The following is a 26278-nucleotide window of genomic DNA, read 5'->3' as shown; positions in this document are numbered from 1 at the left end:
AGAGGATGCGCCCATCTTTCAACGGCACCATGGCACCGGGCCAGGGCTTCAATTTCATCGAAGGTCCCTGAAGGACGGCTTCTACTTCTCGGGCATCGATTTCGAGGACTTCTTGAGAGGCTTTGGTTGGCAGATCGAACTTCATACGAAACTCCTTTTAGGTATGAATAAGAAGAAACTTGGTTACACCGCTGTCTCCCCACGAGAAAACAGAGGGATTCCCCTTACGACAGGTTGGCGCGCGAAATGGCGTTCAGGCGCTCCACATGCGTGGGATCGTAGGCGTCGCCGAAGCGGGTCTTGGGCATGCTTTCGCGCTTCTTCATCAGTTCTTCGTACTTGGCATCATCCACGAAAGCCACCGCGCGCCCAATCGAGGCTTCACCGTCCACAAAGCGCCACGGGAAGAAGCCCACAGTCACGCGCTGGTTGAGCAGAAGGTCAATTTCGCCGCCGAAGCACTCGGCATGGATAATCTCATGCGGGAACATCTCGATGTGCATCAGTTGATACTTGTCATCGGAGAAGAACTCTTCCAGCGACATGCCGTACTTCTTCTTGAAGACGTACTCGGCTTCCTTTGCCTGGCGGGGCATCCAGGTGCGAATGATGGTATTCATCGGATGATCGGCACTGCCGCAGTCCACCGCAATCCAGCGCAGTTTCTTCTTCTTTGCCCACTCAGCAAACTCGCGGTCGGGACCGGGGTGCTTGACCATGTAGCGCACCTCATCGGCGGTGGGCATATCCCACCCGAAGTGATGATAACCCGTGTGGATGACAAGGATATCGCCTTCCTTGACCTCCACGCGCTCTTCAATCATCTTGCTGGTGTACACATCGTAATCACCACACACATCGCTGAGGTCCACAATGGCGGCTTCGTGCACCAGATAGTCCATGGTGAGGGATGCCATATCCTTGCCGGGGGTGTAGAAGTGAATCTCCCCGTCCAGGTGCGTGCCCAAATGGTTAGAGTGGGTCAGTAACTGGCCATTGGCGCCGTTGGGGGCAAGGCGCTTGAAGTATTTGACCTGCAAAGGCTCATAGGTGGGCCAGGCAGGGGTTCCGATTCCCAATGGGATGGTCAAATCAATCAGTTTCATCGCGTTCCTCCTCAAACAGAATTTGAAGTGAAGAATTGGCGCCTCCGAAATAATTTCACAGAGGCGCCCATGACTTTATAACACACCCGCCAGCACAGCCAGCACCACACCGCCAGCCACCACACTCCCCAACTGACCGGCAGCATTGGCGCCCATAGCGTGCATGAGCACAAAGTTCTGGAAATCCTCCTCAGAGACAAAACGCTGAACGATGCGCGCCGACATGGGGAAGGCACTGATACCCGCCGCGCCGATGCAGGGGTTGAATTTCTTGCCGGAGAGCACATACATCAACTTGCCGAAGAGCACACCGCCCACAGTGTCGAGGACGAATGCCAGCAAACCCAACCCCAGAATAGCCAGCGTCTGCGGCTGAATGAACGCCTTGCCTTCCATGGTCGAGCCAATCACCAAGCCCAGGAAGAGGGTGACCAGATTCGCCAGTTCATTCTGCGCGCCCTTGCTCAGTCGTTCTACCACACCGGATTCCCGAATCAGGTTGCCGAACATCAGCGAGGAAATGAGCGGAGAGGCTTTGGGAGCAATCAACGAAACCAGAATGGTCACCACGATGGGGAAGAGCACCCGCACCACCCGCGAAACCGGCTTAATGGTATAGGGCATGCGCACACGGCGTTCGGCTTTGGTGGTCAGCAGGCGCATCACCGGCGGCTGGATGATGGGCACCAGCGACATGTAACTGTACGCTGTAACGGTAATGGCGGGCAAGAGGTGCGGCGCCAGTTTGCTGGAGACGTAAATGGCGGTAGGACCGTCAATCGCTCCGATAATGCCGATGGATGCGGCTTCTTTCAGCGGGAAACCAATGGCAAGAGCCAGCAAAAGGGTGGTGAAAATTCCCAATTGACCGGCGGCGCCCAGCAATGCCATGCGCGGGTTTTCCAGCAGAGGACCGAAATCCGTCATCGCGCCAATGGCGATAAAGATAAACAACGGGAACAATTCGGTGCTGATGCCAAAATCGTAGATGATTTTCAGGAAACCACCCTGTTCGGTCACCCCGGTGAGCGGCAGGTTCCCCAGTATGGCACCAAAACCAATGGGCAAAAGCAAATTCGGCTCAAATTCATACTTGACAGCAAGGAAGATCAGAAAGCCTCCCACGCCAAGCATGACAATATTTTGCCAGCCCAGTTCCCGAAATGCCTGCAAGAGGATGCTGAGATTGGAAAGATCCATACGACCTCTTTACGAGAAGCGGAACAGGACTTCGCCGTAATTAACCCGCTGGCCATCCTGCACTTCCACGCTGGCAATGGTGCCTTCGCGCGGCGAGCGGATGGCATTTTTCATCTTCATGGCTTCCAGGGCGCACAACTGTTGCCCCACGGTCACCTTATCCCCGGGTTTGACGGCAATATCCAGAATCACGCCGGGCATGGGCGCGGTGAGCACGTCGCCACTGGCGGCGGGAGCCGCGGCGGGCTTGGGCGCGGGGGCTGGGACGGGTGCCGGCGCAACCGGACGGGGTGCAGGAGCCGCCGGAGCACTCGCTACCGGCCGAACTTCCTGAACCTGTTCACCCTCCAGCGTGACCTGATAGGATTGCCCATTCACCACCACGGTGAAGGGGGAAATGCTCATATCGCCCACTTCCACTTCGTAAGGTTTTTCGTTCACGATGACCTTGATTTTCTTCATGCCTTTCTCCTAGCGTTTTCTCGTTTTTCCTTCAATGGCTTCCAGACGGCGGGAGAACCACCAGCGACCGCGCCCTTCCTGGAAAGCATTTCCCAGTTGGGGATTGGCGCGCAGGCGCAGATACGCCACCGCAGCAGCAATCGCGGCGACAATTTCTCCCTCCTGCGACATAGCAGTTTCCTCAGCGGGCTGACTGGTTTCGATTTGCGCCACCTCCGCTTGCTCTTCCTCTTCCTCACGGTAAGGGAAAAGCCGTTGAAGGACAATCATGATGAGGATGAAAACCCCCAGCGCAATAAACGTAATCAGAATCCCCAGCACGCTGACGGTCAAGCCTTGCAAAAAGTCACCGTTCAAAGAACACCTCCCTGATACGCCGATTTACAAAGGAATCGAGCCGTGCTTCTTGCTGGGCTGGCTGACCTGTTTATCGCGCAGAAGTTCCAACGCGGCGATCAGGCGCGGGCGGGTTTCGGAAGGCATAATCACATCATCCACGTACCCGGAAGCCGCCGCACGGTAGGGGTTGGCAAACTTCTCGCGGAATTCCGCCACCAGGCGGGCGCGCTCCGCCGCCGGATCGGGGTGATTGCTGATCTCTTTGCGGTAAAGAATGTTCACCGCGCCTTCAGCACCCATCACGGCAATTTCTGCCATAGGCCAAGCAAAGACCAGGTCGGCGTGAATGTGCTTGCTCCCCATCACGATGTACGCACCGCCGTAGCCCTTGCGGGTAACCACCGTCAATTTAGGAACGGTTGCCTCAGAGTAGGCGTACACAATCTTGGCACCATGCCGGATGATACCGCCATGTTCCTGCGCCACACCGGGCATGAAGCCGGGCGAGTCGGAGAAGGTAATCAACGGAATGTTGAAGGCATCGCAGAAGCGCACGAAGCGGGCAATTTTATCGGCGGCGTTGATGTCAATGGCGCCCGCCATCATCATCGGTTGCTGGGCAACCACACCCACCGATTGCCCATGCAGGCGGGCAAAGCCCACAATGGCATTGGGGGCAAAATTGGCGTGCACTTCAAAGAACGACCCCAGGTCGAAGACCTTCTCGATGATTTGCTTCATATCATATGGCTCGTTGGGGTTTGCCGGAACGATGGCATTCAACCCCTCATCCATGCGGTTGGGGTCATCATAGGGTTCAATCGCCGGGGCGGGCTCAGAGTTGTTCAGAGGCAGGTAAGAGAGCAGGCGCCGCACCGTGGCAAAGGACTCTTCCTCATTCTCGGTGGCAAAATGCGCCACACCGCTGATGGTCGAGTGTGCCATAGCGCCGCCCAGCGTTTCGGCATCCACCACTTCCGCCGTCACGGTCTTGATGACTTCCGGTCCGGTGATGAACATGTTGCTGATGCCTTTGGTCATGATGATGAAGTCCATCAGCGCCGGAGAATACACTGCGCCACCCGCGCAGGGCCCCAGCATGACGCTGATTTGGGGGATGACCCCGCTGGCAAGAGTGTTGCGGTAGAAAACTTCGCCGTAAGCCGAAAGGCTGTGAACGCCTTCCTGAATACGCGCACCGCCGCTGTCGTTCAAACCAATCACCGGCACACCGGCATCCATTGCCATGTCCAGAATCTTGCAGACTTTCTGACCGGCAACCTCGCCGAACGACCCACCCAACACGGTGAAATCCTGCGAGAAAACACATACTCGTCTGCCGTCAATCTTGCCGAAGCCGGCTACCACGCCATCGCCCAGGAAGCGCGATTTGTCCATGCCAAAATCGCTGTGGCGGTGTACCATGAAGGCATCAATTTCCTGGAAGGTGCCTTCATCCAGCAATTTTTCGATGCGCTCGCGCGCCGTTAATTTGCCTTTGGCGTGCTGGGCTTCAATGCGGTCTTTGCCACCGGCTTCCAACAACTTTTCGCGGTATTCCTGTAATTTTTTATACAGGTGCTGGCGCTCATCGCGCTGTTCCGCTTCTCCACTCGTCGGTTGAGCATTCACGTTGGATTCTGTCATTGCTCCTCTCCATCATTTTGGTGAAATCAGATGCAAGATCCAATTACAGTGTACAAAAGGATGTCTGACAATTCAAGAGACGTTCATGCTGAAAACTTTGCCAATTGTCACATCCTGAAAGGTGGGTTGAGGCATTGTTGCCCCAAACCACCTGAATCTCCGGGTTACTTCGCCAATCCGGCTTCAACCAGCGCAAGGTAAACTTTCTCAGCGCTGAAGGGCGGATTGGTGATGCGGATGCCCAGCGCATCGCGCAACGCCGACGCCACCGCAGCAATGGACGGCACCAGCGGATGCTCGCCAATGCCGCGCGCACCGAACGGACCATCATCCTGAGCATGCTCAATGATGAAGGTGTCCATGATCGGGGGCACGTCAATCGCGGTAGCGATGCGATAGTCCACAAAGGACGGGTTGCGCATCACGCCCTTTTCAAGTTTGCACTCCTCGAAGATTGCCGAACTGAGCCCCTGCACCATACCGCCTTCCATCTGCTGTTTGACCAGTTCAGGGTTGATGGCTTTCCCCACGTCAAAGGCAGAGACGGCTTTCAAAATGGTGATTTGCCCGGTTTCGAGGTCCACTTCCAGGTCCACGCCCTGCGCGCCGGTGGTGTAGTGCACCACAGCGCGGTCACCCTGACCAGTCTCGGGGTCCAGTCCGGTGACGTAAGTGGGCATGAACGACCCTGTACCCACAATTGGCCCGCCAATCCAGCCCTGGTCATTAGGTTTGGGGATACCGTACACCACCACATCCTTAAGCGGCATGGTATCTTCGGTGCGGTAGGAAATGACATAACCGTTCTTGATATCCAGTTCTTTGGGATCCTGTTGCCAGGCTTCTGCCACCACGTTGAGCACTTTCTGGCGGGCATCCAGCGCAGCATTCCGCACCGCATTGCCCATCGACCAGGTCAGGCGGCTGGCAACGGTCTGCCACTCGTAGGGGCTGTAGCGGGTGTCTATGGGACCGGTGACGCGCACATTTTCATAAGGCACACCCAGCGTCTCGGCGGCAATCTGCGCCATGACCGTAAAGGTTCCCTGCCCAATTTCCTGACCGCCCACACTCACATCCACCGTGCCATCAGCGTTCAGTTTGACGATGGCGGAAGACCCCGCGTTCGGGGGCATGGCAGGGGCTTTCCACGCCAGAGCAATGCCTTTGCCGCGCACCTTATTGGGACCGGAAGGTTTCTCCTTGACACCCCAGTTGAGGTCTTTGGCAACCGCATCAATACAATCTTCAATACCCACATCGTGGATCACCATACCGGTCGCCAGCACATCGCCGCCGCGGATGCAATTCTTCTTGAAGAACTCCACGCGATCCATGCCGATCTTCTCGGCGAGCATGTCCATGGCTTGATCAATGCCGGTGTGCAGTTCTGCCATGCCAAAGCCGCGGTAAGCACCGCCTACCGGATGGTTGGTGTACACGCACATGCTGTCGGTCTTGACGTTGGGAATATCATACGGGCCGGTGCTGGAGTAACCGCCCGCGCGGGTGACGTTCACACCGTACTCGGTGTAGGCACCGCCATCCCAGTACATGGTGTTTTCCAGCGCCAGCAGGTTGCCGTCTTTATCGCATCCCACCTTAATCTTGATGACCAAGCCCTGACGCACGAAATTGGTGTAGAACTCTTCTTCGCGGGTCAGGCGCAGTTTGATGGGATAACCGGGCAGTTTGAGCGCTACTGCCACCGGAATGGCTTCCATGGTCACGCCCGCCTTACAACCAAAGCCACCGCCCACAAACGGAGCAATGACGCGCAGTTTGCTTTCGGGGATATGCAGGGCTTTGGCAATCAGGGCGCGCTGAGCAAACGGAGACTGCGTGCTTGCCCATAACGTCACCTGACCGTTTTCTTCCGCCTTGGCGACCGCCACATGCGGTTCAATGGGTACATGCTGAACATGCGGAATGCGGAAGGTGTGTTCCACAATCGCGGCGCATTGAGGCCAGGCGGCTTCGGTATCGCCCTTGCGGATCTTGAAGTGGTTGGCAATGTTGGTGCCAGGTTTGGGGAAAATGAAGTTGGGGTACTCGTAAGTGCCCAATTCGGGGTGCAGCAGGGGCGCTTCGGGAGAAGCCCCGTATACCGGATCGAACACACCGGGCAGTTCCTCGTACTCCACGTCAATCAGTTCCAGGGCTTTTTCGGCAATCTCTTCAGTCACAGCGGCGACAGCGGCAACCGGCTCGCCGATAAAACGCACGCGGTCGCGAGCAAAGATGTGGCGATCTTTCAGGTACAACCCGATGCGATCGGGGAAATCGGCACCAGTCACCACCACCTTGACGCCGGGCAACTTCTCTGCCTTGCTGGTGTCAATGCGCTTGATGATGCCATGCGGAATGGGCGAGCGCTTCACCCGGCAGTGCAGTAATCCGGGACCAAATTGGATATCATCGGCATACACCGCGGCACCGGTGACTTTCTCGCGCACATCCAGGCGCGGTACACTGGCGCCAATCACGGTTTGTTGTTTTTCAGCGACTGCCATGGTTTTTTCTCCTTTCCGCTATTCCGTTCCAGCGACTTTCTTGACCGCTTCCACAATGCGGTTGTACCCCGTGCAGCGGCACAGGTTGCCCGAAATGGCTTCGCGGATTTCAAATTCGGTCGGCTTGGGGTTGCGGTTCAACAGCGCGCGGGAAGAGATGAGAATGCCCGGAGTGCAGAAACCACACTGCACGCCACCGGTTTCAATAATGGCTTCCTGCAGGGGGTCAAGTTGTCCGTTTTTCGCCAAGCCTTCCACGGTCACCACATCGGCGCCATCGCATTCCACGGCCAGCACCATGCAGGAATTGACCGGCTCGCCGTTCAGCATGACCGTGCAGGCGCCACATTCGCCCGAGGCACAGCCGTTTTTCGTGCCGGTCAAGCCCAGTTTTTCACGGAGCATTTGCAACAGGGTCATGTTGGACGGCACATCCACCAGTTCCATCACCCCATTGACGGTTAAGGTAATTCGGTGATAACCCATAGGAATCCTCCTGTTGTGAATGGCTGCCCGGCATCAGGCGGCCTGAGTAAGTTTCTGCCAGACTTCGGTCACCGCGCGGCGGGTCATATTGCGCACCATGTGCTTGCGGTATTGCGCACTGCCGCGGACGTCATCAATGGGCGAGCAGGAATCCATCGCGATTTGCGCCGCTTCGGCAATGGTCGCCTCATCTATTTTCTTCTCCGCCAGCACTTTTTCTGCCACCGGAACGCGCAACGGCACCGGCGCCACCGAAGCCAGCGCGATCAGAAAACGGAAACCGGAAGCCACCGTCGCATCGGGATACCCCAGCACCGAAACGCCTACAATTGCCAGATCGCCCAGTTTGTTGCGGGCTACTTTAATGTAGCGTCCAACATGTCCTTTGGGCGGTAAAGGCAGGTGGAGCGAAAGAGCAATATCGCCGGGTTTGAGGTTGGTCTTGCCGGGACCCTTGAAGAAGGTTGCCAGGGGTTCCTCGCGCACGCCATCAGCGCCGAAAACCTTCAGCACGCCGCCGTAGAGCATGCACGCGCCGATGGTATCGCCCGCCGGAGAGGCATTGCAGATATTGCCGACAATGGTGGCACGGTTGCGCAACTGGTAACTGGCAACCGTGCGAATGGCTTCCGCCAGCAGGGGATAATGCTCGCGGACTTCAGGCATGGCTTCCACCCGGTTCATGGGGACACCCGCACCAATGGTCAACCCTTTTTCCGGGTCAAAGGAAACCTGCGCCGTGCCATCCAGCCCTTTCACATCCACCAGATACTTATCCTTCCAGACGCCATCGCGCATGCGCACAAAGGTATCTGTACCGCCCAGGAATGGGCGGGCTTCGCCGGCATGAGCCGCTAAGAACTTGCTGGCTTCTTCCAGCGACGCCGGTTTGATATATTCAATTTCAGGAAGTCCAGGATGAGGATTTTGCATACGATTTTCCTTCTCTCAAAACGGATCGTTTCTTCTCACGCCTCCTGCCAGCGCAGGACAAACTCGCTCCCACATCACCATCTCTCTTTCACACGCTCCTCCGTAACTCATTTCACTCCCGTCCCTGCCACCTCACCTCCTCGAAAAACAAATGCACCCCCTCCGGGCGAATGCTTCGCACCGTTGAGGTACACATATCATCTGAGAATTAATTTTCAAGTCAGAAAAAAACCAGTGAAAACGACAAAATCATGGTAGCATATTCCAGGTTGTTTGACAAGTTTGACCTTTATCACGTTTACTTGTCTTACAAATGTAATATTCATCATCTGAAACTAAAAGCAAACAGCAAAATTCCCGCCGCGGTGACCACCCACCAGTAAGGTTGCACGGCCGGCGGGAAGAGAGCCGAGTAACGCATGGCAATTCCAGCCAGTGTGACCAGCAATCCCCCGCCCACGAGCCACCAGGAAACCACCTCATAGGTGATTTTGATTCCCGGTTGCGGTTGTGCCACCGGCGTATGAGGACGATTCTTCTGCTTCTTGGCTTCTCGTTTCTGCTCCAGCAGCGCCTGACGTTCCAGCCGGCGCTTGCGCCCACGAATCAACGCCATGCGCCCATACACAACCAGAATTGCCAGCCCCACAACCACAGTACCCCAATCAATCTTCATATGGATTAACCCCTCAACCTTTCTTCACCATCTTGAGCAATACCTGTTTAAACGCCTCCCACTCGGGCAAGGGACCCGCTCCCACAGATACCACCCTCGCCGAGGGGGTCAGTTCCACCAGTTCCGTCCCATTGGGGAAGGCATCGCCCTCCCGGCGAATCAGGCAAACCACAGAGGTATTTGGCAAACGCACCCAGGCAAAGCGCCGCTCTGGACGGCTGATTAATCCAATGTAGTAGGCTTCCCGATCCGCCGTTGGCACGGGCAGGCGGATAATAGCCATTTTGGTTTGTTGATCAATGGGAGTGATTTCACACGCCACATCTTTAAAATCGCTCAAACGCTCTTCGGGCAAGCGTTCTCCTACATGATCCCACCAGAACTCCAGAAATTTCGTGCCATCCCGCTCCAAGTATTTCATAAATTGATTGGTCTGACTGTGAAACATCACCGGAATGGCCTCGTAAACAAAGTTATAGTGTTGACTGCGGTTTGAGTCCATCTACTCTCCCTGAGAGGAAAATTCCCGAGATAAAAACTCTTCCAGTGAAACCGGCGCCCGTCCCAGCAAACAGGTCAGCACGCGAGCATTGCCGATTAAGCCGTGTGCGTCGTAATAGGCAAACATCTTTGCCAGTGTTTCCACCGCGTAAGCGGACATCCCCGCACGCTGTGCCTGCTTCACCCAATCCTCAAGGGGAATCGTTTGAGCCTGAATCGGGCGTCTCAGCAGGCGGGAAAGGCTTTGGGCAACCTGTTCGTGAGAGACAGGCTGAGGTCCCGCCAGTTCATAGATTGCCCCTGCATGTCCATCTTCACACAGCACCTGCGCCGCCGCTTCGGCAACATCCTGCAAATCCACCATGCTCAGGCGCGCCTGCACCGAGTAAGGGATGCTCAAACACCCCTGCTCCAGGATGCTTTGTCGAAACGCCAGCAAGTTCTGGAAATAAGCCGAAGGTTGAAGGATGGTAAAGGGCACGCCACTGGCAAAGATGCGTTCTTCCACGCGCATCTTTGCCCAGTGATGCGGCATGGCTTCCACCTGAGGGTGCAGAACAGAATGATACACCAACTGCACCCCCTCCAGGCGGCACAATTCTTCCAGCATGGCGGCGGCAATGGATTCCTCGTCCGGGCTCATGTTGGGGCAGATGTGATATACCGCCTCAACGCCGTGCAGGGCATTCTGCCAGTCCTGGGGATTGCGCAAATCCCCCACCACAACCTCAGCCGCCCCCTGTCCCAGTGCACGCTGACGGTATGCCTCGCAACGCACCCACGCCCGCACGCGCTTTCCGCGTGTTGACAGGGCACGGGTAACCGCCAAACCTGTTTTGCCTGCCGCACCGCTCACCAGAATCATCCCCAGCCCCTCAAAGCCTCCAGTGGAAGGTTCAGGGCTCCCGATGAAGAAAATCGATTCTGCACCGGGAGCCCCGAGAGGTGCAGGCTCCGCCTGCACAAATCAAAGCATGAGACTAATGCTCAACCGCCGCGCGCTCCATGGGCGGTTTCCACGCCATGGTGATGAGGTTGAGGACGATACCCACAACCGCCCCCGTGGCAATAGCGGGCCAACCATAGGGGAAGACCCCCTGAAGCAGCGGGATGGGCAGGAAGCCGCCGTTGAAGCCGATGTTGCCGCCGATACCGATGATCAGGATGGCGGCACCGATTGCCAGCGACTTCGGATCATACAGGTTGACCTTCTCCGCCATCATCAGCGCAATACCTTGCATGCCGATGACGCCGAACAGGTAGATCGCCAGACCACCGCTCACCGCAGTGGGAATCGAAGCCACGGCTTCCGCCAGCGGTCCAATGAAGCCCAACAGGATGGCGATGACACCCGCCGCCAGAAGGGATGGACCGGAGTAGTTACGGCTGATCACCATCAGCGAGTTGTTCTCGCCGTAGTTCGTCCCAGCGGTGGAGCCGAACAGACCGTTGACCAGGTCGTTCAGACCGTCCAGCATCAGGTTCAAACCAATGTAGCGAGCCAGTCCATACTTCTCGCGTCCCTGTTCCTCAGCCAGGTGATCCACGTACAGGCTGATCTGATACAGGTGTGCCGTGGACTCGGGGATGGTGGCAATCGCCATAATACCCACACCGACAATGACCGTGGCAGTCAACGGGTCATTGAAGACCGGGAAGGTAATGGTCGGGGCGCGGATGAGGGCTTCCTTACCGAATTGAGAGAAGTCCACCAGCCCCAGCGGGATGGCTACGATGTAACCGAAAATGGCCGCCAAAAGGATGGGGAGCATGCCGATGAAGCCCTTGCCCTGCAGGTACACGGAGAAGATGAACGCCGCCAGCAGGGTCACGGTTGCCGCTGCCCACCACTTGAGTTGCATCACCGGATCGGTCACGCCACAGCAGGCACCGCTTGCCATGTTCAGGGCTGCTGCGCCCAAGCCGATACCAATGGTGCACGCCACCGGACCGGTCACGATGGGCGGCAGGATCTTATCGATGGCTTCCTTTCCACCGGAGAGGCGAATGATCAAGCCGACGATGATGTTGATTGTGCCCGTAGCAATGAAGCCAGCCGTCACCACCGAGATCACTTCGGGCGGAGCAACGGGTCCCTCAACTCCCTTGGCTTGCATAATTGCCGTCACCGCCGCAATGTAGGAGAAGGACGAACCGTAGTACAGGGGGATGTATTTCCCCATGGCGAATTTGGAGCCGAGCAATGCCACGACCGTGCCCAGACCGGTGATGGTGAGCACTGTGCTGACGGGGAACTTCATCAGGATGGCGCACAACACCGTCGCGGGGAACATGGTGAGGACATGCTGGAAGCCCAGCAGAACCATCTGCCCGAACGGCGGAACGTCATTGGGAAGGTACCCCATCACTGCAGGTTTTTTAGCAGTTGTAGCCATGTGACTTCCTTCCTCCGAAGAATAAGTTTTCAACAGGTGATTTTGGATGAATGAACAGTTCAAGACGTTGTGGGTTTGCCAGCCCACGGGGATGAGAAAAATGCTTCACGTACCCTCGATAGCCACCTCCTTTTTCTCCTCTTCTCCGGGCGCTGTCTCCTCCATGCCCGTTGTTGGTGAGGAAGTTCGATAAAGGTGATTCGCCCCCTTCGAATCACCTTATCCACCAGATTAGTGCGAAAGCAGATAAGCAATGACCACCAGAACCAGGATCAGCGGGATCACGTAGAAGAGCATGCGCACTTCCGCTACCTCTTTTAACCCTGATGCCATGTCCTTGGTTACGGCGGCGGCAAACTCTGCCTCGGTGGGGGCTTTGAACTCTACCGGCGCACTCCCGGCTTTGGCTGCCAGACGGGCTTCCAGGGCTTTGTCCAGCGTCTCGAAGGCTGTTTTGATCATGCTTTTCGCTACGCTGTCAATCATGCGCTGGCCCACGCTCGCCAGGGTTCCACCAATCTGCACATCGCCGGAATACTTCATCAGGGTAGTACCATCGCCCTGGTCAATGAACTCCACACGTCCCACGCCCTTGGCAAAACCGGGAGCGCCGCGACCTTCCACAATCAGGGTGCATTTTTCGGGGGCAACTTCATCGGCAACTTCCAGTTTTCCGGAGAAAGAACCGGAAACGGGACCAATACGGATGTTCATGGCACCTTCATAGTGCTGATCGTCAATCTTGTTCAGAGATTGCGTACCGGGCAAGGCGCTCGCCAGCACTTCTGGATCGCGGAACATGGCGTAGACTTCTTCGCGCGGCCCTTTGAATACGTGTTCACCTTCGAGTTGCATGGATAACAGTCCTCCTCAATATTGTATATGAGATTTTTAAACTCACGGGGCTCCACTCCCGATCATTTACTTCTTGGGTGCTTTTTGCACCATTTCCCATAACAGGCTGGGATTCAACGGTGTTTCATCAATTTGCAGGCGATATTCATACAGGGCATCTTCCAGGGCTTGCATGAAACATGCCGGGGTAGGAATGGCGCCGGCTTCTCCCACACCTTTCATCCCCAACGGATTGAGCGGCGAAGGCGTCTCAAGATGCTCCACGACCATCTCTTTGGGCATATCCGTAGCCTGCGGGATGAGATAATCCATCAGTGAAGCAGTAAGCAACTGCCCGTTCTCATCGTACTTAATTTTCTCGTAGAAGGCGTTGCCGATGCCCATGTGCACGCCGCCCATCACCTGCCCTTCAAGCAGCAAGGGGTTGACCACCGTACCGCAATCATGCACGATGGCAAATTTTTCAATGTTGACAGCCATGGTTTCGGGGTCCACATCCACAATCATCGCCACTGCCCCGGCGCCGGTAGCCCCATAGGGAGGCCCAAAGTACGCAGTGGCTTCCAGACCGGGTTCCACACCCGGAGGAATGGTTCCGCGGGTGGGATTGGCTTTGAGGGCAATTTCTCCCAGGGGCATACTGCGGGAGGGATCGCCTTTGACGCACACTTTACCATCGCACAATTCCACTTCATCTTCGGAGACGCCGAGGAAGCGCGCGCCGAACTCCAGAGCCTTCTTGCGCACCTTAACCGCAGCGTTGTACACAGCCGTCCCGGCAACGCCCATACCGCGGCTGGCAAAGGTGCCAGCCCCCCAGTGGAAATGCCCGGTATCACCGGTGACTACTTTGACATCTTTTACATCCACACCCAACTGCTCGGCGGCAATCTGAGCAAAGACGGTAAAGTGTCCCTGCCCCTGCGTGCTGATGCCGGTGGCGACAGTCACCTTGCCATTTGCGCCGACGGTGACACGGGCACCTTCATAGGGACCAACGGCAGTGCCTTCGGTGAAGCAGACAATGCCAATGCCCTTGTGCTTGCCCTGGGCGCGCAACTGCGGTTGGATTTCCTTGCGGAATTTCTCGTATTCAATCACCTCCATCACGCGGCGCAGGGTCTCGGGATAATCGCCGCTGTCCAGCACGCCTTCCACAAAGTCCTGCCCGATGATTCCAGTTGGATAGGGGAAACGCTCCTTGCGCAAGAGGTTGCGGCGGCGGATTTCCGCCGGATCCATGCCCAGTTCCTGCGCAGCATAGTCCATCAAACGTTCCATCACAAACACGCCTTCGGGGCGTCCCGCACCGCGCACGGGGGTCACCACGTATTCGTTGGTGAAGACCATGCGGATTTCGGTGTAGAAATTGGGCACTTCGTAACAGGACACGGTATGCGTCTGCGTGTTCAGCGGCACGGTCATGCCATAGGGGTCATACGCACCGGTGTTGTGATAGAACACATCCTTGACGCCCAGGATGATTCCATCCTTGGTCAGGGCAATCTCGGCGTAGTGAATTTGATCGCGTTCCGAGGTTGTTCCCAGGAAGTTCTCGCGGCGGTCCTCAATCCACTTGATGGGGCGCTTGAGCCACATGGCGATGATGGGCAACAGCACATCGTCGGGTTGCGAGGTCATGATCTTGGGACCAAACCCGCCGCCGATGAAGGGGGTAATCACCCGCACCTGCTCTTCAAACAGTCCCAGACGCCCGGCGATGCTGTTGCGCAGGGGGATGGGTGCCTGAGTGGTTGCCCAAATCGTCATCTCCCGGGCGCGGTCGTCCCAGTTGACCACCAGGCCGCGGTTCTCCATTGCCGCGCCCGCGCCACGGTCCACCACAATGCGCTTCTTGATGACCACATCGGCTTTGGCAGCGGCTTCTTCGTAATTGCCGCGTTCCTGCTTGACCAGCGCCGCCAGGTTGCTTTCCAGATCTTCATGCACCAGCGGAGCACCGGGCTCCAGGGCTTTTTCCAGATCTGTCACCGCCGGTAAGGGTTCCAGATCCGCCACGATGTAATCCATGGCGTCTTCGGCAATGTACCGGCTTTCGGCAATAATCACCGCCAGAGGCTCGCCGGAGTAGCGCACCTTATCCTTGGCAATGGGCATCAAAGGACGGGCGTGGAATACCGAGCCTTTAATGGCGGTAGGCGGCGGAACCTGCAAGGGACCCGGGCGCACAAACTCACCAAAATCTTCCGCTGTGTACACTGCCACCACCCCGGGCAGTTTGCGCGCTTCGGAGACATCAATTTTCTTGATGCGCGCATGAGCGTAATCACTGCGATAGAAAGCGGCATGAAGCATGCCCGGAAGTTCAATATCGTCGATAAACTTTGCCTGACCCGTCAACAGGTAGGGGTCCTCGTTACGGGGAATGCTTTGACCAAAAACTCGTCCAGCCACGGTAACCTCTCCTTTCCCTACGAACGGGTAGCCATCTTCTGCGCCGCCAGTTTGACGGCTTCGATGATATGTTCATAACCGGTGCAACGGCACAGATTTCCATCAATCGCCTCGCGGATTTCCTCATCGGTGGGGTTAGGATGGGTTTCGAGGAAGGGCTTGAGGGTCATCAGGAAACCCGGCGTGCAGTACCCGCACTGCAAGGCGTGCTTCTCCTGGAAGGCTTCCTGCAGGGGGTGCATCTTTTCGGGAGTACCCAGCGCCTCTACTGTGGTCACCTCATGCCCGTTTGCCTGAACGGCAAAGATGAGGCAGGAACGCATCGGCTCACCATCGAACAGGATGGTACAGGCGCCGCAAATGCCATGTTCACAACCGACATGCGTGCCGGTCAAGCCCAAATCGTGGCGGAGGAAATCGCTGAGCAAAAGGCGCGGTTCTACCTCCCGAACGTACTCAACGCCATTCACTTTGACTTTAATGGTATGCGTGGTCACGTTTCCCTCCTTACTTTGCGGCTCGTTCAAAGGCAGTGGTGAGCGAGCGTCTCACCAGCACGCGAATCAGGTGGCGGCGGTACTCCGCCGTGGCGTGGATATCGGTGCCGGGGTCGATTTCCTGGCTGGCGGCAATCTCTGCCACTTCGGCAATGGCTTCAGGGGTAGGCTTTTGCCCGACCAGAATGCGCAAGGCGGCTGCGGAGAGAATGGGCACATCGCCCACGCTGATCATCACCATGCGGGCGTTGGTGCATTTCCCGGCTTCATCCAGCGTGACCACCGAAGCAACCGCCGCCATGGAGTACCCGCCCTTCTGGCGGGAAACCTGCTGATAACTGCTACCGGTACGCGGAGGCAAAGCAGGCAGGACCACCTCAGCCAGCATCTCTTCCGGTTCCAGAACGGTCATGAAGGGGCCAAGGAAGAACTCTTCGGCTTTCACCCAGCGCTCACTGCCCTTCTTCAACACCTTGAGGTTGGCATTCAGGACGATGGAAATGGCAGGTAACTGCCCCGCCGGGTCGGCATGGGCGATAGAACCGCCGAAAGTGCCACGGTTGCGAATTTGCGGGTGAGCAATGTTGGGCATGACCTCCGGCAAGAGCGGGAAGCGCTTTGCCACTTCGGGGCTGTGCTCCACTTTGCTGTCGCGGGTCATCGTGCCAATTGCCAGCCCGCCATCGGCAGTAGGTTTAATGTAAGCCAGTTCAGGAATGCCGTTTAAATCCACCAGAGCGCCGGGGCGCGCCATGCGGAAGTTCATGGCGGGGATGAGACTCTGCCCTCCTGCCAGCACCTTTCCGCCATAGCCCAAATTTGACAGATGCTCCAGCGCTTCTTCGACCGTGGTGGGGGCGAAATACTCAAAGGGTATTGGTTTCATAAAAAGCAACCTCCCATTGCGGTTAACCGCAAGTCTCCAGAGGGATGAAACCTCTCTGGAGACTTGCACTCATGAAGGATTATTCGCCTTCCTTGAAGGCAACGAAGCGACCCCACATGGACTCGGCTTCCATTGCCTTTTGCAGGTAACAGCCGATGTAGTAGCGTCCGCTGGAGGCGCGGGCAATATCGCCGCCGAGGTTCTCAGCATGGACAATGCGCTTGGGGAACAGGTTGAGATGCATATCCTGATAGTATTTATCCAGCGGATACATCTCATCCCAGGTCTTACCAAAGTCACGCTTGAGTTTCTCGTTGGCTTCGGCAAAGGTCTTGGGGTGCCAGATGCGCATGATGGTGTTCATGGGATGGTCTGCCGAGACCGCATCCACGCCAATCCACTTCAGTTCCAGTTTTGCCGCCCACTCGGAGAAATCGGGTGAGGGACCCGGATGCTTGACCATGTAGCGGAACTCGTCCGAATCGGGGCTGAGCCAGCCGTAGCGGTGCCAGCCGGTCTTGATGACCAGAATATCGCCCTTGCGGATATCCACCACCGATTCAATCATCTGCGGGGTGTACACGCTGGCATCGCTCACCAGATGGGAAATATCGGCAATCACACCAGGACCCACCCACTCGGAGAGCGGCACCTGTCCAATGGTGCGCCCGGAGGGGTAGAAGTGTTTCTCGCCATCCATGTGTGTTGCCAGATGGATGGACGCATTGCAGATGGAACTGTTGCGGCTCATGCCAAAGTACTGCCCACCCACGCGGCGGTGATAGGTAACGCTCAGCGGCACATAGTTGAGCCACTGCGGGGTCTGCACGCTGAAGGGCACGGTCATATCGAGCATTTCGGCTTTGCTCATGGCTTCGTAAAACTCGGCTTCGCTCATCCAGTCGGGGGGCTGGTAAGCCGCCACCCGCGCCCAAGCCGTTTCCACTTCCATGAAGGGGATGGGCATGATGGTAATCCACGCGCGCTGATTCTTGAGTTTATCAATTTCGCCCACGATGGCTTCCACAAAGACCAGGTGATTCTTGGGCATGGTGATGTGGGTGAGTTGATAGTACTCATCGGGCGGGAACATCTCTTCCCACTTCTTGCCGTGTTCGCGCATCAGTTTTTCTTCAGCGCGGCGGAAGTGGTTGTCATGCATGTAGCGGATGGTGGTGTTCATGGGGTGCTCGGCAGAACCGCAGTCCACGCCGATAACCTTGAGTTTCATATCCAGCGCCCACTTGTAGAAGTCCATGGAAGGACCGGGGTGACGGACATAGAACCCGAATTCCTTGGACTCCACTCCACCCTGCGCTTCGGGGTTGACCACATCGGGCTGATCCCATGAATAGCGGTGATAGCCGGTATTGATGATGAGAATATCGCCGGGGCGTACATCGGCTTTCTTCATGATCATCTCGGGGGTATAAATGCTGTAATCGGAGACCATATCCGAGATGTCCACAATTACACCCGGACCGCACAGGTCGGTCAGGGGGATATCGGAAATGCGCCGTCCGCCCGAATGGAAGGCCGTCTCGCCGACCAGGTGCGTGCCGACGGTGTTGCTCCAGTTGAGAATCTGACCATTTGCACCCTGACCACCGCCATAGGCACCGGTGACGCGCTTGAAGAAGTGCACTTCCAGCGCTTTATCTCCGGGGAAAGGCGGGGTAAAGATACTGCAGTCCTGGGTCAGGTCGTACATTTTGGCTTCCGCCATCATCTTGATAAATCGCTCACGGTCCATACGATCCTCCTGAAATCAAACAAAAACCCTTGCTCGTTCCACCATGCTCACTGCGATGTCATCCAGAGAGCATTCACGTTAGAAACCGTATTTCTCAGCAAACGCCACCAGCGCATCCTCAAAAATGTTTTGCGGCGGGGTCACCACACCAGCGCCTACCTGTCCAATACCGGGGTCTTTGTGGGCAACACCGGTGTTCACGCGCGGCAGGACATTCTTCTCAATGACCTTGCGGATGTCAATGCCGGTGGGTGTGCCGCGGAAGTTCAGGTAAGGGATGGTGAAGTGCTTATGCTCGGTGTAGGTAATCTCATACATATCGAGCGTGGTTTTAATGGCATCCTGCGGTGTGCCGCTGATGAAGGTCACAATAGCCGGTGCCGCCGCCATGGCAAACCCGCCGATGCCCGCCGTCTCGGTGATGGTGCTGTCGCCGATATCGGGGTTGGCGTCTTTCTCGGTGAAGCCGGGGAAGTACAGGGCTTTGACCTTGCCCGCCGGTCCGGTGAACCAGCGGTCGCCCAAACCGCTGACACGGATGCCGAAATCGGTGCCATTGCGCGCCATCACGGTCACGATGGTAGAGCCTTCAATGCCATGCGCGGCATCGGCCATGGTCTTGCACCCCGCCATCACCTGATTGAGGATACTCAAAGCATTTTCGCCAAGGAAGCGAATGACTTCCGCCGCAGTGTCACTGTCTTTTGCCACTTTGGCAATCCAGGGTGCCATTTGGGTTGTGTACAAAATTGATGCCGCGTCCAGACGGTTGTGACCATCATCGCCCATGTGCAGGGCTTTGCCCAGCAGAGTGCGCAGATCCAAGCCACCCATGGCTTCCAGAGCCTTGTGGGAAACCGGTCCCAGTACTTCATTCATCCAGGTCAAGCGTGCCAGCACATCTTCGCTGTAAGCGCCCATGCGCAGGACCTTGCCACGCCCTTCGTTCAAACCTGAATAGGCTCTGTTGCCATGGGTTTTGTTCTCGACAATATAAACCATCATCGAGGGGGAAATCACGCCCGCCATAGGTCCAACGGCAGAGTGTTCATGGCAGGGTTCGAATTTAATCTTGCCACTGCTTAACAGGGCTTCGGCTTCGTCCCAGTTCTTCGCGCGTCCTTCCCAGATGAGCGCGCCAACCATGGCGCCTTTCATCGGTCCTGCCATGCGCTCCCAGGTGACCGGCGGACCGGCATGGAGCAGTAAATCCTTGTGCATGCCGGGAATAACGTCAATTGCCGGGGCAACTCCCACCACCACCGGGCGGGCATCCATCATTCGTTCCACAGCCTGTTGATTGGCTTTTTCAATATCAACCATGATAGCCTCCCAAAACCTCGTGTATTTCGGATGAACGACCTAGCGCTGTTTCATGCGCTCCAGAATTGCCATGAGGCGCTCGTTGCCACCAGCCGGTGGACGCCAATCCACATGGATGACCGGCGCGCCCTGCGCCGCCAGATTCTCGGCAAAGGACTCCAAGCCGACATTGATGGCTGCCAGCGGACGCTGTAAGGTACTCAAATCCACCGGTTTCATGGTGAACTCGCCACCCGCTTCCTGACTGAGCGCGCGCGCCAGACGGCCAGCATAGCGCATGGCTTCCTCATTGCTGGTGGAAACCCACGCACCGCCATCTTTCATCTGCTGCACCTGTGCATCCAGTTTCTGCGGGTCTTCGTCGGTACCGCACACCACCGCAATCACTTCCAGGTAGCGCCCGGCTTCTTTTGCCAGGGCTTTGGCTCTGGCAACCGCCGGACCCAGTTCGCTGGCAGGATCGGGGTGCGAACCGTAGCCGATGACCACATCCAGCAGGATAATGGCTACCGAGGGATCGGCGGCTTCTTCCATCAGACGGCGGATGCGCAGTTCATTGTCCATCATGGGGTGCAAACGACCCTGAGTGAACTCGTCTTCGCCAAGATCCACAATGCAGTGTTCCTGACTGACGTAACTGTTGGGCAGTTTAAGTTCTTTGTTGATGGGAGCATTGGCGTACACTTTGGGCAGGTAACTGGCAAGAATGTGCTGAGCCTCGTACGCCAGCGTACCACCGGAGAATAAACCGCGCAGGTACTTTTGTCCCGCCGCAAAGCGCTCCAACCCCAAATCCACATCGGTTTCGAGGGCAGGCAGGTTGCGGGAAAGTTCCACTGCCAGTTCCGCGGCGTGATCCAGCCCGCGGGCGAAGTAGAGGTTATCCATTTGCGGCAGGCTTAACGGGCGGGCGATGAAGTTCACCACCACAGGTTTTCCGGCTTTGCGCGCCAGTTTCAGCACCTCTTCCGCCACTTTGGGTGATGGGGGTTTGGATACCAGCACGATGACTTTCGTCTCAGGGTCACGGCTGAGCAGTTCAATACCCTGGCGGAAGGTCACCGCGCCGACTTTTTCGGACAGGTCGCGTCCACCGGTGCCAATGCCATGGGTGATTCCCCCACCCAACTGATGAATACGGCTGGTGACATGCTGTAAACCGGTGCCGGCTGCCGCTACAACGCCGATATTCCCACGGCGCACCTTATTGGCGAAACCCAAGCCATACCCGCCGATGAGCGCCGTGCCGCAGTCTGGTCCCATCACCAGCAAGCCTTTTTCGGCGGCTTCCTGCTTGAGGGCAATTTCCTCTTCCACCGAGACATTATCGCTGAAGAGGAACACATGCTTGCCCAGGCGCATGGCTTCGCGCGCCACGCCTGCGGCATAGCGCCCTGCCACCGAGACCAGCACCCACGAGGCTTCGGGGAGCATATCGTTCGCGCCCTCAATGCTGCGGGGACGGTAGGCTTGTTCTGCGCCGCCCTTCTTGCGGGTCAGCAATTCATCCACCTTGCCCAGGGCTTCGGTGGCGGCTTTCTCGTCCACGCCGCGCACCACAATCACCAGATCATTGGGTTGGGCCTTTTCCACTTCGGGAGTGGTGAGATCAATATGCGCCAGCAATTCTTTGTTGGACTCGGTGCCCATGACCACACCGGCATCTTCGATGCCGGGCAGGGACGCCAGAGAACGCTGGAGTTGCATCAGGACTGCGGAATCGTAATATACGCCGCTACGGATTTCGACTTTAATTGCCGCCATCACTCCTCCTCACTCAAATATTTATCCGCGACCCCTCAGGTCGCTGAAAAGCAAAATGTCCCTTTCGAAGCCTGTTCGAAAGATGACACTCTACAGAAGGTTAGATATGAGACCCGTAAAGCAGACAGCACTTAATAACAAAGGTTTCATTTGAACAACGATATCGGTGAAGAATTGAAAAAGAGATGCCCTGTAACAAATTCAGTATAGCAAGTTCAAAAATCTTCGTCAACTTGCGTTTTGCATGAATTTGTATGACATTTGACCATTGGAACGCCCCACTCAGGGCATTCCATTGCCAGAAAAAGTTGAGCGGATGCCCTCACAGTCGCTCTGCAAAAACATCCGCTCAACATCGCTTCACTTCCCTTCCAGACCCGCGATTTACAGGTTTACTTCGGCGGGAGCGTGGAAGTGCTCATTGGCTTTGCGCACTTCGTCGGTCACATTGAAGGACAGGTCAGAGCCAATCATTTCCACGGCGAAGTTCTTGACGCCGGCGTTCCACATGTCCTGCGTGAGGTAGTACACGCGCGCGCCGCCCAGTTCATGCTGGTACTCGGGCCAGGGTTTGGTGGGCTGTGCCATTTCGACGCCCGCCATGCGCCAGCCGTTGTAGGACTCAAACGTGGACCACCACTCTTTGCACTTGAGAATTTCCAGCGCATAGTAGGTCTTGGCGTAGTACATCGCCCAACCCACACGACCACGGCGGGTGAAGGTCATGGTGTGCAGGCTGATGGCAATATCGGGGTTCATCACGCGCCCATTGGCAAAGCCAACCCACTCGCCATCAATCAACCCAACCAGAGTGAAGGGGTCCTTGATGCGCTTGCGCACCCAGCCCAGAATCTCGCCGTACACGCGCACGCCCACGATGTCATAAAAATCTTTGGTTGCTCTGTTGCAAAGATAGGTTAGGAAGAGATACACCTAGCGGTGTATGTTGTAGACCAGTCCTTTGATAATCGGTTCTCGGTTTTGCAGGCTGCGTTTCCGCGAGCGGATGGCTTGCCCGAATTTGCGCTTGATGACCGAATTCACGGTTTCGGTCTTCCAGCGTTGACCATAGAGACCATCCAGGCGAGCCGCAGAGACAAGCTCGCTTCTTGCTCGTCGTTCAGGGGCCAGCAAATTTCCACCTCGCCGAACGGGTGGAATCAAGTCTTGAGGCCGGACAGTCCGACCATCGAACCCTGAATCGGCCAGCAAGACCCAAGCCCGACGTTTGGCAAACCGCCTGGCTTTGCGGCGCAGATAGCCCAGATAAGGGGCATCGCTACCTGGACCCCAGCCGGATTGCATCGCAAGGATGAATTGCGAGACAATTCCAACGGCATAAACGCCCTTCGCCCAGTGGCGATAGGCTTTTCCCGAACGGCTTTGGTAGTAAGAACTGGCCGGGCCGGGTGAGAAGCCGGTACTATCGGCAGCCACCCCTTCTTCTTCAGGCCGTCCGATTTCCTCGAGCAAGGTCTCGTTCATGCGCATCCAATCCGCTTTGCGTATCTTGGCGTAGGTACGTTGCAGGGTCGTATGATCGGGAACACGCGGTAATTCCAGCTCCTTACCAACCGCATCGCTTGCCAGCAGCCATTCTTCCATGTCGCGATAGCTGAGATTCAGGTAGAACATCAACAAAACACAGGCCCCCAACTGCGGCAACGTGAAGTGATGGGGACTCTTGGCATGTGAATACATCGGTAATGCTTGTTTGGCAAGCCGGTAGGCGATCCTCGCCACTCGGACGTATCTGCTTTCTCGTGTGGTCATACCGTATGTTTACCACATTTCAACCATGATTGCAACAGAGCAATCTTTGGTCACTTTCATGACCTTTTCCATGTAGGCGAGCATTTCGGGCACTTCTTCTTCCCTGGCATGGCGGATGTAGAGGATGCGCCCATCACGCAGGGTGATCTGTGCTTCGGGCCAGGGGGGCAGTTTCATCGGGGGAGCCTGCAACAAAGGCTCAATTTCACTGACATCAAATGAAATCGTGTTGGTAGAAACTTCTACCGGTGGCTGGAGTTTCATTTTTTCCTCTCTGACAAAATTAGGGAATGGAACAAATTCAGTATAGCAAACCCACAAGCCTGAGTCAATAAGTTATCAGACAATTTGATATTTATCGTTCAAATATCTGACAAATTACTCTGGGTGCTTCAACTTTCTCTTTTCAATCTCTATCAATTTCTCTTATACTTACATCAGGGAGAGAACCATGAAAGTCACTGTGGAATTGACCGGCGCTGCCCGCGCCCATGCAGGGGTGAAAACCCTTTCGCTAGACCTGCCCGATACCGCCACTTACCGCGATATCGTTCGGGAACTGGCAAAACACTTTCCCCAACTGGTGGGCTGGTTGATAGCCCCGGACGGCGAGTCCTTCCTGAGTTCCAACATGCTGGTCATCAACGGCGACCTGGCAACCCCGGTGATGGTGCTGGATGAGAACCCGGCAGACGGGGAACATCTGATTTTAATGTCGGTGATCACCGGAGGATAAACCTTAACCTCATGTTGCCAGCCTTTCTTTCCCCTCTTCTGCTCATCGGTACGGCTTTCTCCCTGGGGGCGGTTCTGCGCATCCGTTCGCGGCTGCTATGGGCACAGACCGTAGCCCTGATGGCTTTTGCATTACTGGTGCTGACCTTCCACATTGCCAACCTCTTGCATGCGCTCAATCGCCTGGATGTTATCCTGTTTATCCAGAGTCTTCTATTTGGAGCATCCATTGCGGTATGGTGGAGGCAACAAAAACCACCCCTTTTTCCAAATCTGCTTCTCCCGTTTGAGAAACCTGCCTGGAACGACCTGCCTTATCTGGTGATTTTGCTTGGGGTGATGCTTTCAGTGGGCTTTGCAGCAGTACTGGCATACACCGTTCCCCCCAACAACAATGACGCACTCTCCATTCACCTTGCCCGCGTGGGCATGTGGCGGCAACTCGGCACCTACTTTCCGTGGGAAACCGCCGTGGTCTGGCAGTTGACCTTTCCGGTCAATGCCCAACTGGCAACCCTGTGGACCATCCTGCTCTCGGGTTCAGATCACTTCGTTGCCTTCATTCCCTGGCTGGCTGGGCTCACCGGCGCGCTGGGGGTCATGGCGCTTGCCCGTGAACTGGGCTTCTGCCGCATTGCCGCGCTGACAGCAGGACTGGTGTGGCTTTCTCTGCCGGTGGTGCAACTGCATCTCTCTTCGGTGCGCCATGACCTGGTCAGCACCGCCCTGCTGATCAGTGGAGTGCTGTACTTTTACCGCTGGGGAAAAGAACCCCATCAACGGGTATGGATGATTCTCTCCGCGCTTGCCATCGGGCTGGTCATCGGGACGAATTTCTCGGTCATTTTCTACCTGCCAGCATTAACCGGGCTTTTCCTGCTGGCATGGATATTCTCCCGCACCCATTCCTTGAAGATGTTGATCCAGTGGACAGGTACCGCGCTCCTGTTCTTCCTGCTTCTGAGTTCACCCATTTACTGGAGCAACTGGGCACACTTCGGATCACCGCTGGGCTCCCGCGCCGAAGCCATGACCGGTCAAACAGTGCTGAAGCAGGTTTCCCTGCCGCAGTATCTGGCACTGAACACCACCCGCTGGCTCTATCAGATGGTGGACACCGCCGGACTGCCTCAACCACTGTGGGGCTATGGCATCAAAGCCAAAGCCTGGCTTGCCCACACGCTGGCAGGCTCATGGAATGACGTCATCGAAGGCACCACCGCTACCTACAGCGGGCATGTCTTCTCATGGCGCAGGGTGTACCTGCTTCAAGAGGACGAAGCCTGGTTTGGACCGCTGGGAGCGCTGTTGATGCTTCCCGGAAGTGTATGGGCATTCTGGAAAGGGTGGAAACAGCGCCAACTGCTCTTGCTGGCGCCTTTTCTCTTCCTGTTGAGCGCATTGGTCTTTGGCACCCTCTTCCGTCCCGGCTGGACGCCCTACGACGGGCGCTACTTCATGCCGGTTTCGGCACTAGCGTTGGCGCTGTTGCCATTTGTGCTGGAAAACAGCCCGGGGCGTGCGCTCTGGCGCTGGCTGGTCGCCGCGGTGGTACTCTCCAGTTTATGGATGTGCGCCACCCAAAACCCTACCCGCGAAGTGCTGGGAGAACGTACCCTCTGGAACACCAGTCGCACCTTTCAACTGACCCGCCAGGCATACCTCACTCTGCCCATGCTAGACCTGGCAGACCGTTCCATCCCGCTGAATGCGGTGGTGGGCATTGCTACCCAGAAAGGCTTTTACTTCGAGTACGGGCTTTTTGGCGAACACTTCACCCGCCGGTTGATTCCCGTATACCCGCCGGAAAGGATTGGGGATGAGCCCTGGCTGAGGGACCAAGGCATCCAGTACCTGCTGATTGAGGTCAGTGAGACCTATCCTACCGCCATTGCGCCATCCTACCGGTATCTGGATAGTCGGGGTGACTGGGTGGTATACCGCTATCAGCCCTGAACTTCCCTTCAGGCAAGCGGCATTTTATAACTGGTCTGCGCTTTGGAATCAGGGTACAATTT

At 56.5% G+C, this 26278-nt stretch carries 24 protein-coding genes; 2 read left to right on the top strand and 22 right to left on the bottom strand.

Annotated features, from left to right (window positions below; all coding sequences use genetic code 11):
* Window positions 1-224 precede the first annotated feature (224 nt).
* The 22 genes from ANT_RS02905 to ANT_RS02800 all read right to left on the bottom strand — a co-directional run bounded on the left by ANT_RS02905 (window position 225) and on the right by ANT_RS02800 (window position 23789).
* Window positions 225-1106 (bottom strand): cyclase family protein, encoded by an 882-nt coding sequence (locus tag ANT_RS02905; protein WP_013559013.1) that lies wholly within the window; start codon window positions 1104-1106, stop codon window positions 225-227.
* 75 nt (window positions 1107-1181) lie between these two features.
* Window positions 1182-2306, bottom strand: coding sequence for a sodium ion-translocating decarboxylase subunit beta (locus tag ANT_RS02900; RefSeq protein ID WP_013559012.1), 1125 nt, complete (start codon window positions 2304-2306; stop codon window positions 1182-1184).
* A 9-nt stretch (window positions 2307-2315) separates the two neighbouring features.
* Window positions 2316-2768 (bottom strand): biotin/lipoyl-containing protein, encoded by a 453-nt coding sequence (locus ANT_RS02895; protein ID WP_013559011.1) that lies wholly within the window; start codon window positions 2766-2768, stop codon window positions 2316-2318.
* Window positions 2769-2777: 9 nt separating this feature from the next.
* Window positions 2778-3125 carry an OadG family transporter subunit gene (locus tag ANT_RS02890; RefSeq protein ID WP_013559010.1) on the bottom strand — a complete coding sequence of 116 codons (348 nt, stop codon included), beginning with the start codon at window positions 3123-3125 and terminating at the stop codon, window positions 2778-2780.
* A gap of 24 nt (window positions 3126-3149) precedes the next feature.
* Complete coding sequence (locus ANT_RS02885) at window positions 3150-4754, bottom strand: acyl-CoA carboxylase subunit beta (protein ID WP_013559009.1); 1605 nt, start codon at window positions 4752-4754, stop codon at window positions 3150-3152.
* 164 nt (window positions 4755-4918) lie between these two features.
* Window positions 4919-7267 carry a xanthine dehydrogenase family protein molybdopterin-binding subunit gene (locus tag ANT_RS02880; protein ID WP_013559008.1) on the bottom strand — a complete coding sequence of 783 codons (2349 nt, stop codon included), beginning with the start codon at window positions 7265-7267 and terminating at the stop codon, window positions 4919-4921.
* An 18-nt stretch (window positions 7268-7285) separates the two neighbouring features.
* Window positions 7286-7753, bottom strand: a complete 468-nt coding sequence (locus ANT_RS02875; RefSeq protein WP_013559007.1) for a (2Fe-2S)-binding protein — start codon at window positions 7751-7753, stop codon at window positions 7286-7288.
* 33 nt (window positions 7754-7786) lie between these two features.
* Entirely contained in the window at window positions 7787-8686 is a 900-nt protein-coding gene (locus ANT_RS02870) for an FAD binding domain-containing protein (protein WP_013559006.1), read from the bottom strand.
* A gap of 325 nt (window positions 8687-9011) precedes the next feature.
* Window positions 9012-9362: a hypothetical protein gene (locus ANT_RS02865; protein ID WP_013559005.1), complete on the bottom strand. Its 351-nt coding sequence runs from the start codon at window positions 9360-9362 to the stop codon at window positions 9012-9014.
* 13 nt (window positions 9363-9375) lie between these two features.
* Window positions 9376-9864, bottom strand: coding sequence for a hypothetical protein (locus tag ANT_RS02860; RefSeq protein WP_013559004.1), 489 nt, complete (start codon window positions 9862-9864; stop codon window positions 9376-9378).
* Window positions 9865-10728 (bottom strand): SDR family oxidoreductase, encoded by an 864-nt coding sequence (locus ANT_RS02855; RefSeq protein WP_013559003.1) that lies wholly within the window; start codon window positions 10726-10728, stop codon window positions 9865-9867.
* A gap of 115 nt (window positions 10729-10843) precedes the next feature.
* Window positions 10844-12259 carry a uracil-xanthine permease family protein gene (locus ANT_RS02850; RefSeq protein ID WP_155817981.1) on the bottom strand — a complete coding sequence of 472 codons (1416 nt, stop codon included), beginning with the start codon at window positions 12257-12259 and terminating at the stop codon, window positions 10844-10846.
* A gap of 231 nt (window positions 12260-12490) precedes the next feature.
* Complete coding sequence (locus ANT_RS02845) at window positions 12491-13114, bottom strand: SRPBCC family protein (RefSeq protein WP_013559001.1); 624 nt, start codon at window positions 13112-13114, stop codon at window positions 12491-12493.
* A gap of 66 nt (window positions 13115-13180) precedes the next feature.
* Entirely contained in the window at window positions 13181-15529 is a 2349-nt protein-coding gene (locus tag ANT_RS02840; RefSeq protein ID WP_013559000.1) for a xanthine dehydrogenase family protein molybdopterin-binding subunit, read from the bottom strand.
* 17 nt (window positions 15530-15546) lie between these two features.
* The gene (locus ANT_RS02835) at window positions 15547-16026 is read right to left on the bottom strand and encodes a (2Fe-2S)-binding protein (RefSeq protein ID WP_013558999.1); all 480 of its coding nucleotides are present in this window, start codon (window positions 16024-16026) and stop codon (window positions 15547-15549) included.
* 10 nt (window positions 16027-16036) lie between these two features.
* On the bottom strand, window positions 16037-16912 hold the full coding sequence (locus ANT_RS02830) for an FAD binding domain-containing protein (RefSeq protein WP_013558998.1): 876 nt from the start codon (window positions 16910-16912) through the stop codon (window positions 16037-16039).
* Window positions 16913-16991: 79 nt separating this feature from the next.
* Entirely contained in the window at window positions 16992-18665 is a 1674-nt protein-coding gene (locus ANT_RS17665; RefSeq protein ID WP_013558997.1) for a cyclase family protein, read from the bottom strand.
* 78 nt (window positions 18666-18743) lie between these two features.
* The gene (locus ANT_RS02820; RefSeq protein ID WP_013558996.1) at window positions 18744-19988 is read right to left on the bottom strand and encodes a YlbE family protein; all 1245 of its coding nucleotides are present in this window, start codon (window positions 19986-19988) and stop codon (window positions 18744-18746) included.
* Between the two features lie 39 nt (window positions 19989-20027).
* Entirely contained in the window at window positions 20028-21752 is a 1725-nt protein-coding gene (fdrA, locus tag ANT_RS02815) for an acyl-CoA synthetase FdrA (protein ID WP_013558995.1), read from the bottom strand.
* Window positions 21753-22136: 384 nt separating this feature from the next.
* On the bottom strand, window positions 22137-22628 hold the full coding sequence (locus ANT_RS02810) for a hypothetical protein (RefSeq protein WP_172634567.1): 492 nt from the start codon (window positions 22626-22628) through the stop codon (window positions 22137-22139).
* A gap of 57 nt (window positions 22629-22685) precedes the next feature.
* Window positions 22686-23495: a transposase gene (locus ANT_RS02805; protein WP_172634560.1), complete on the bottom strand. Its 810-nt coding sequence runs from the start codon at window positions 23493-23495 to the stop codon at window positions 22686-22688.
* Window positions 23496-23534: 39 nt separating this feature from the next.
* Window positions 23535-23789, bottom strand: coding sequence for a hypothetical protein (locus tag ANT_RS02800; RefSeq protein WP_041454552.1), 255 nt, complete (start codon window positions 23787-23789; stop codon window positions 23535-23537).
* Window positions 23790-23976: 187 nt separating this feature from the next.
* Between ANT_RS02800 and ANT_RS02795 the strand changes: the two genes are divergently transcribed.
* Window positions 23977-24261: a MoaD/ThiS family protein gene (locus ANT_RS02795; protein WP_013558993.1), complete on the top strand. Its 285-nt coding sequence runs from the start codon at window positions 23977-23979 to the stop codon at window positions 24259-24261.
* Window positions 24262-24272: 11 nt separating this feature from the next.
* Entirely contained in the window at window positions 24273-26216 is a 1944-nt protein-coding gene (locus ANT_RS02790; protein ID WP_013558992.1) for a hypothetical protein, read from the top strand.
* Window positions 26217-26278 lie beyond the last annotated feature (62 nt).

It is taken from the genome of Anaerolinea thermophila UNI-1 (assembly GCF_000199675.1).
Classification (GTDB): domain Bacteria; phylum Chloroflexota; class Anaerolineae; order Anaerolineales; family Anaerolineaceae; genus Anaerolinea; species Anaerolinea thermophila.
Note: the sequence above shows the minus strand (reverse complement) of the source record. Positions and strands in the feature narration are given on the sequence as shown.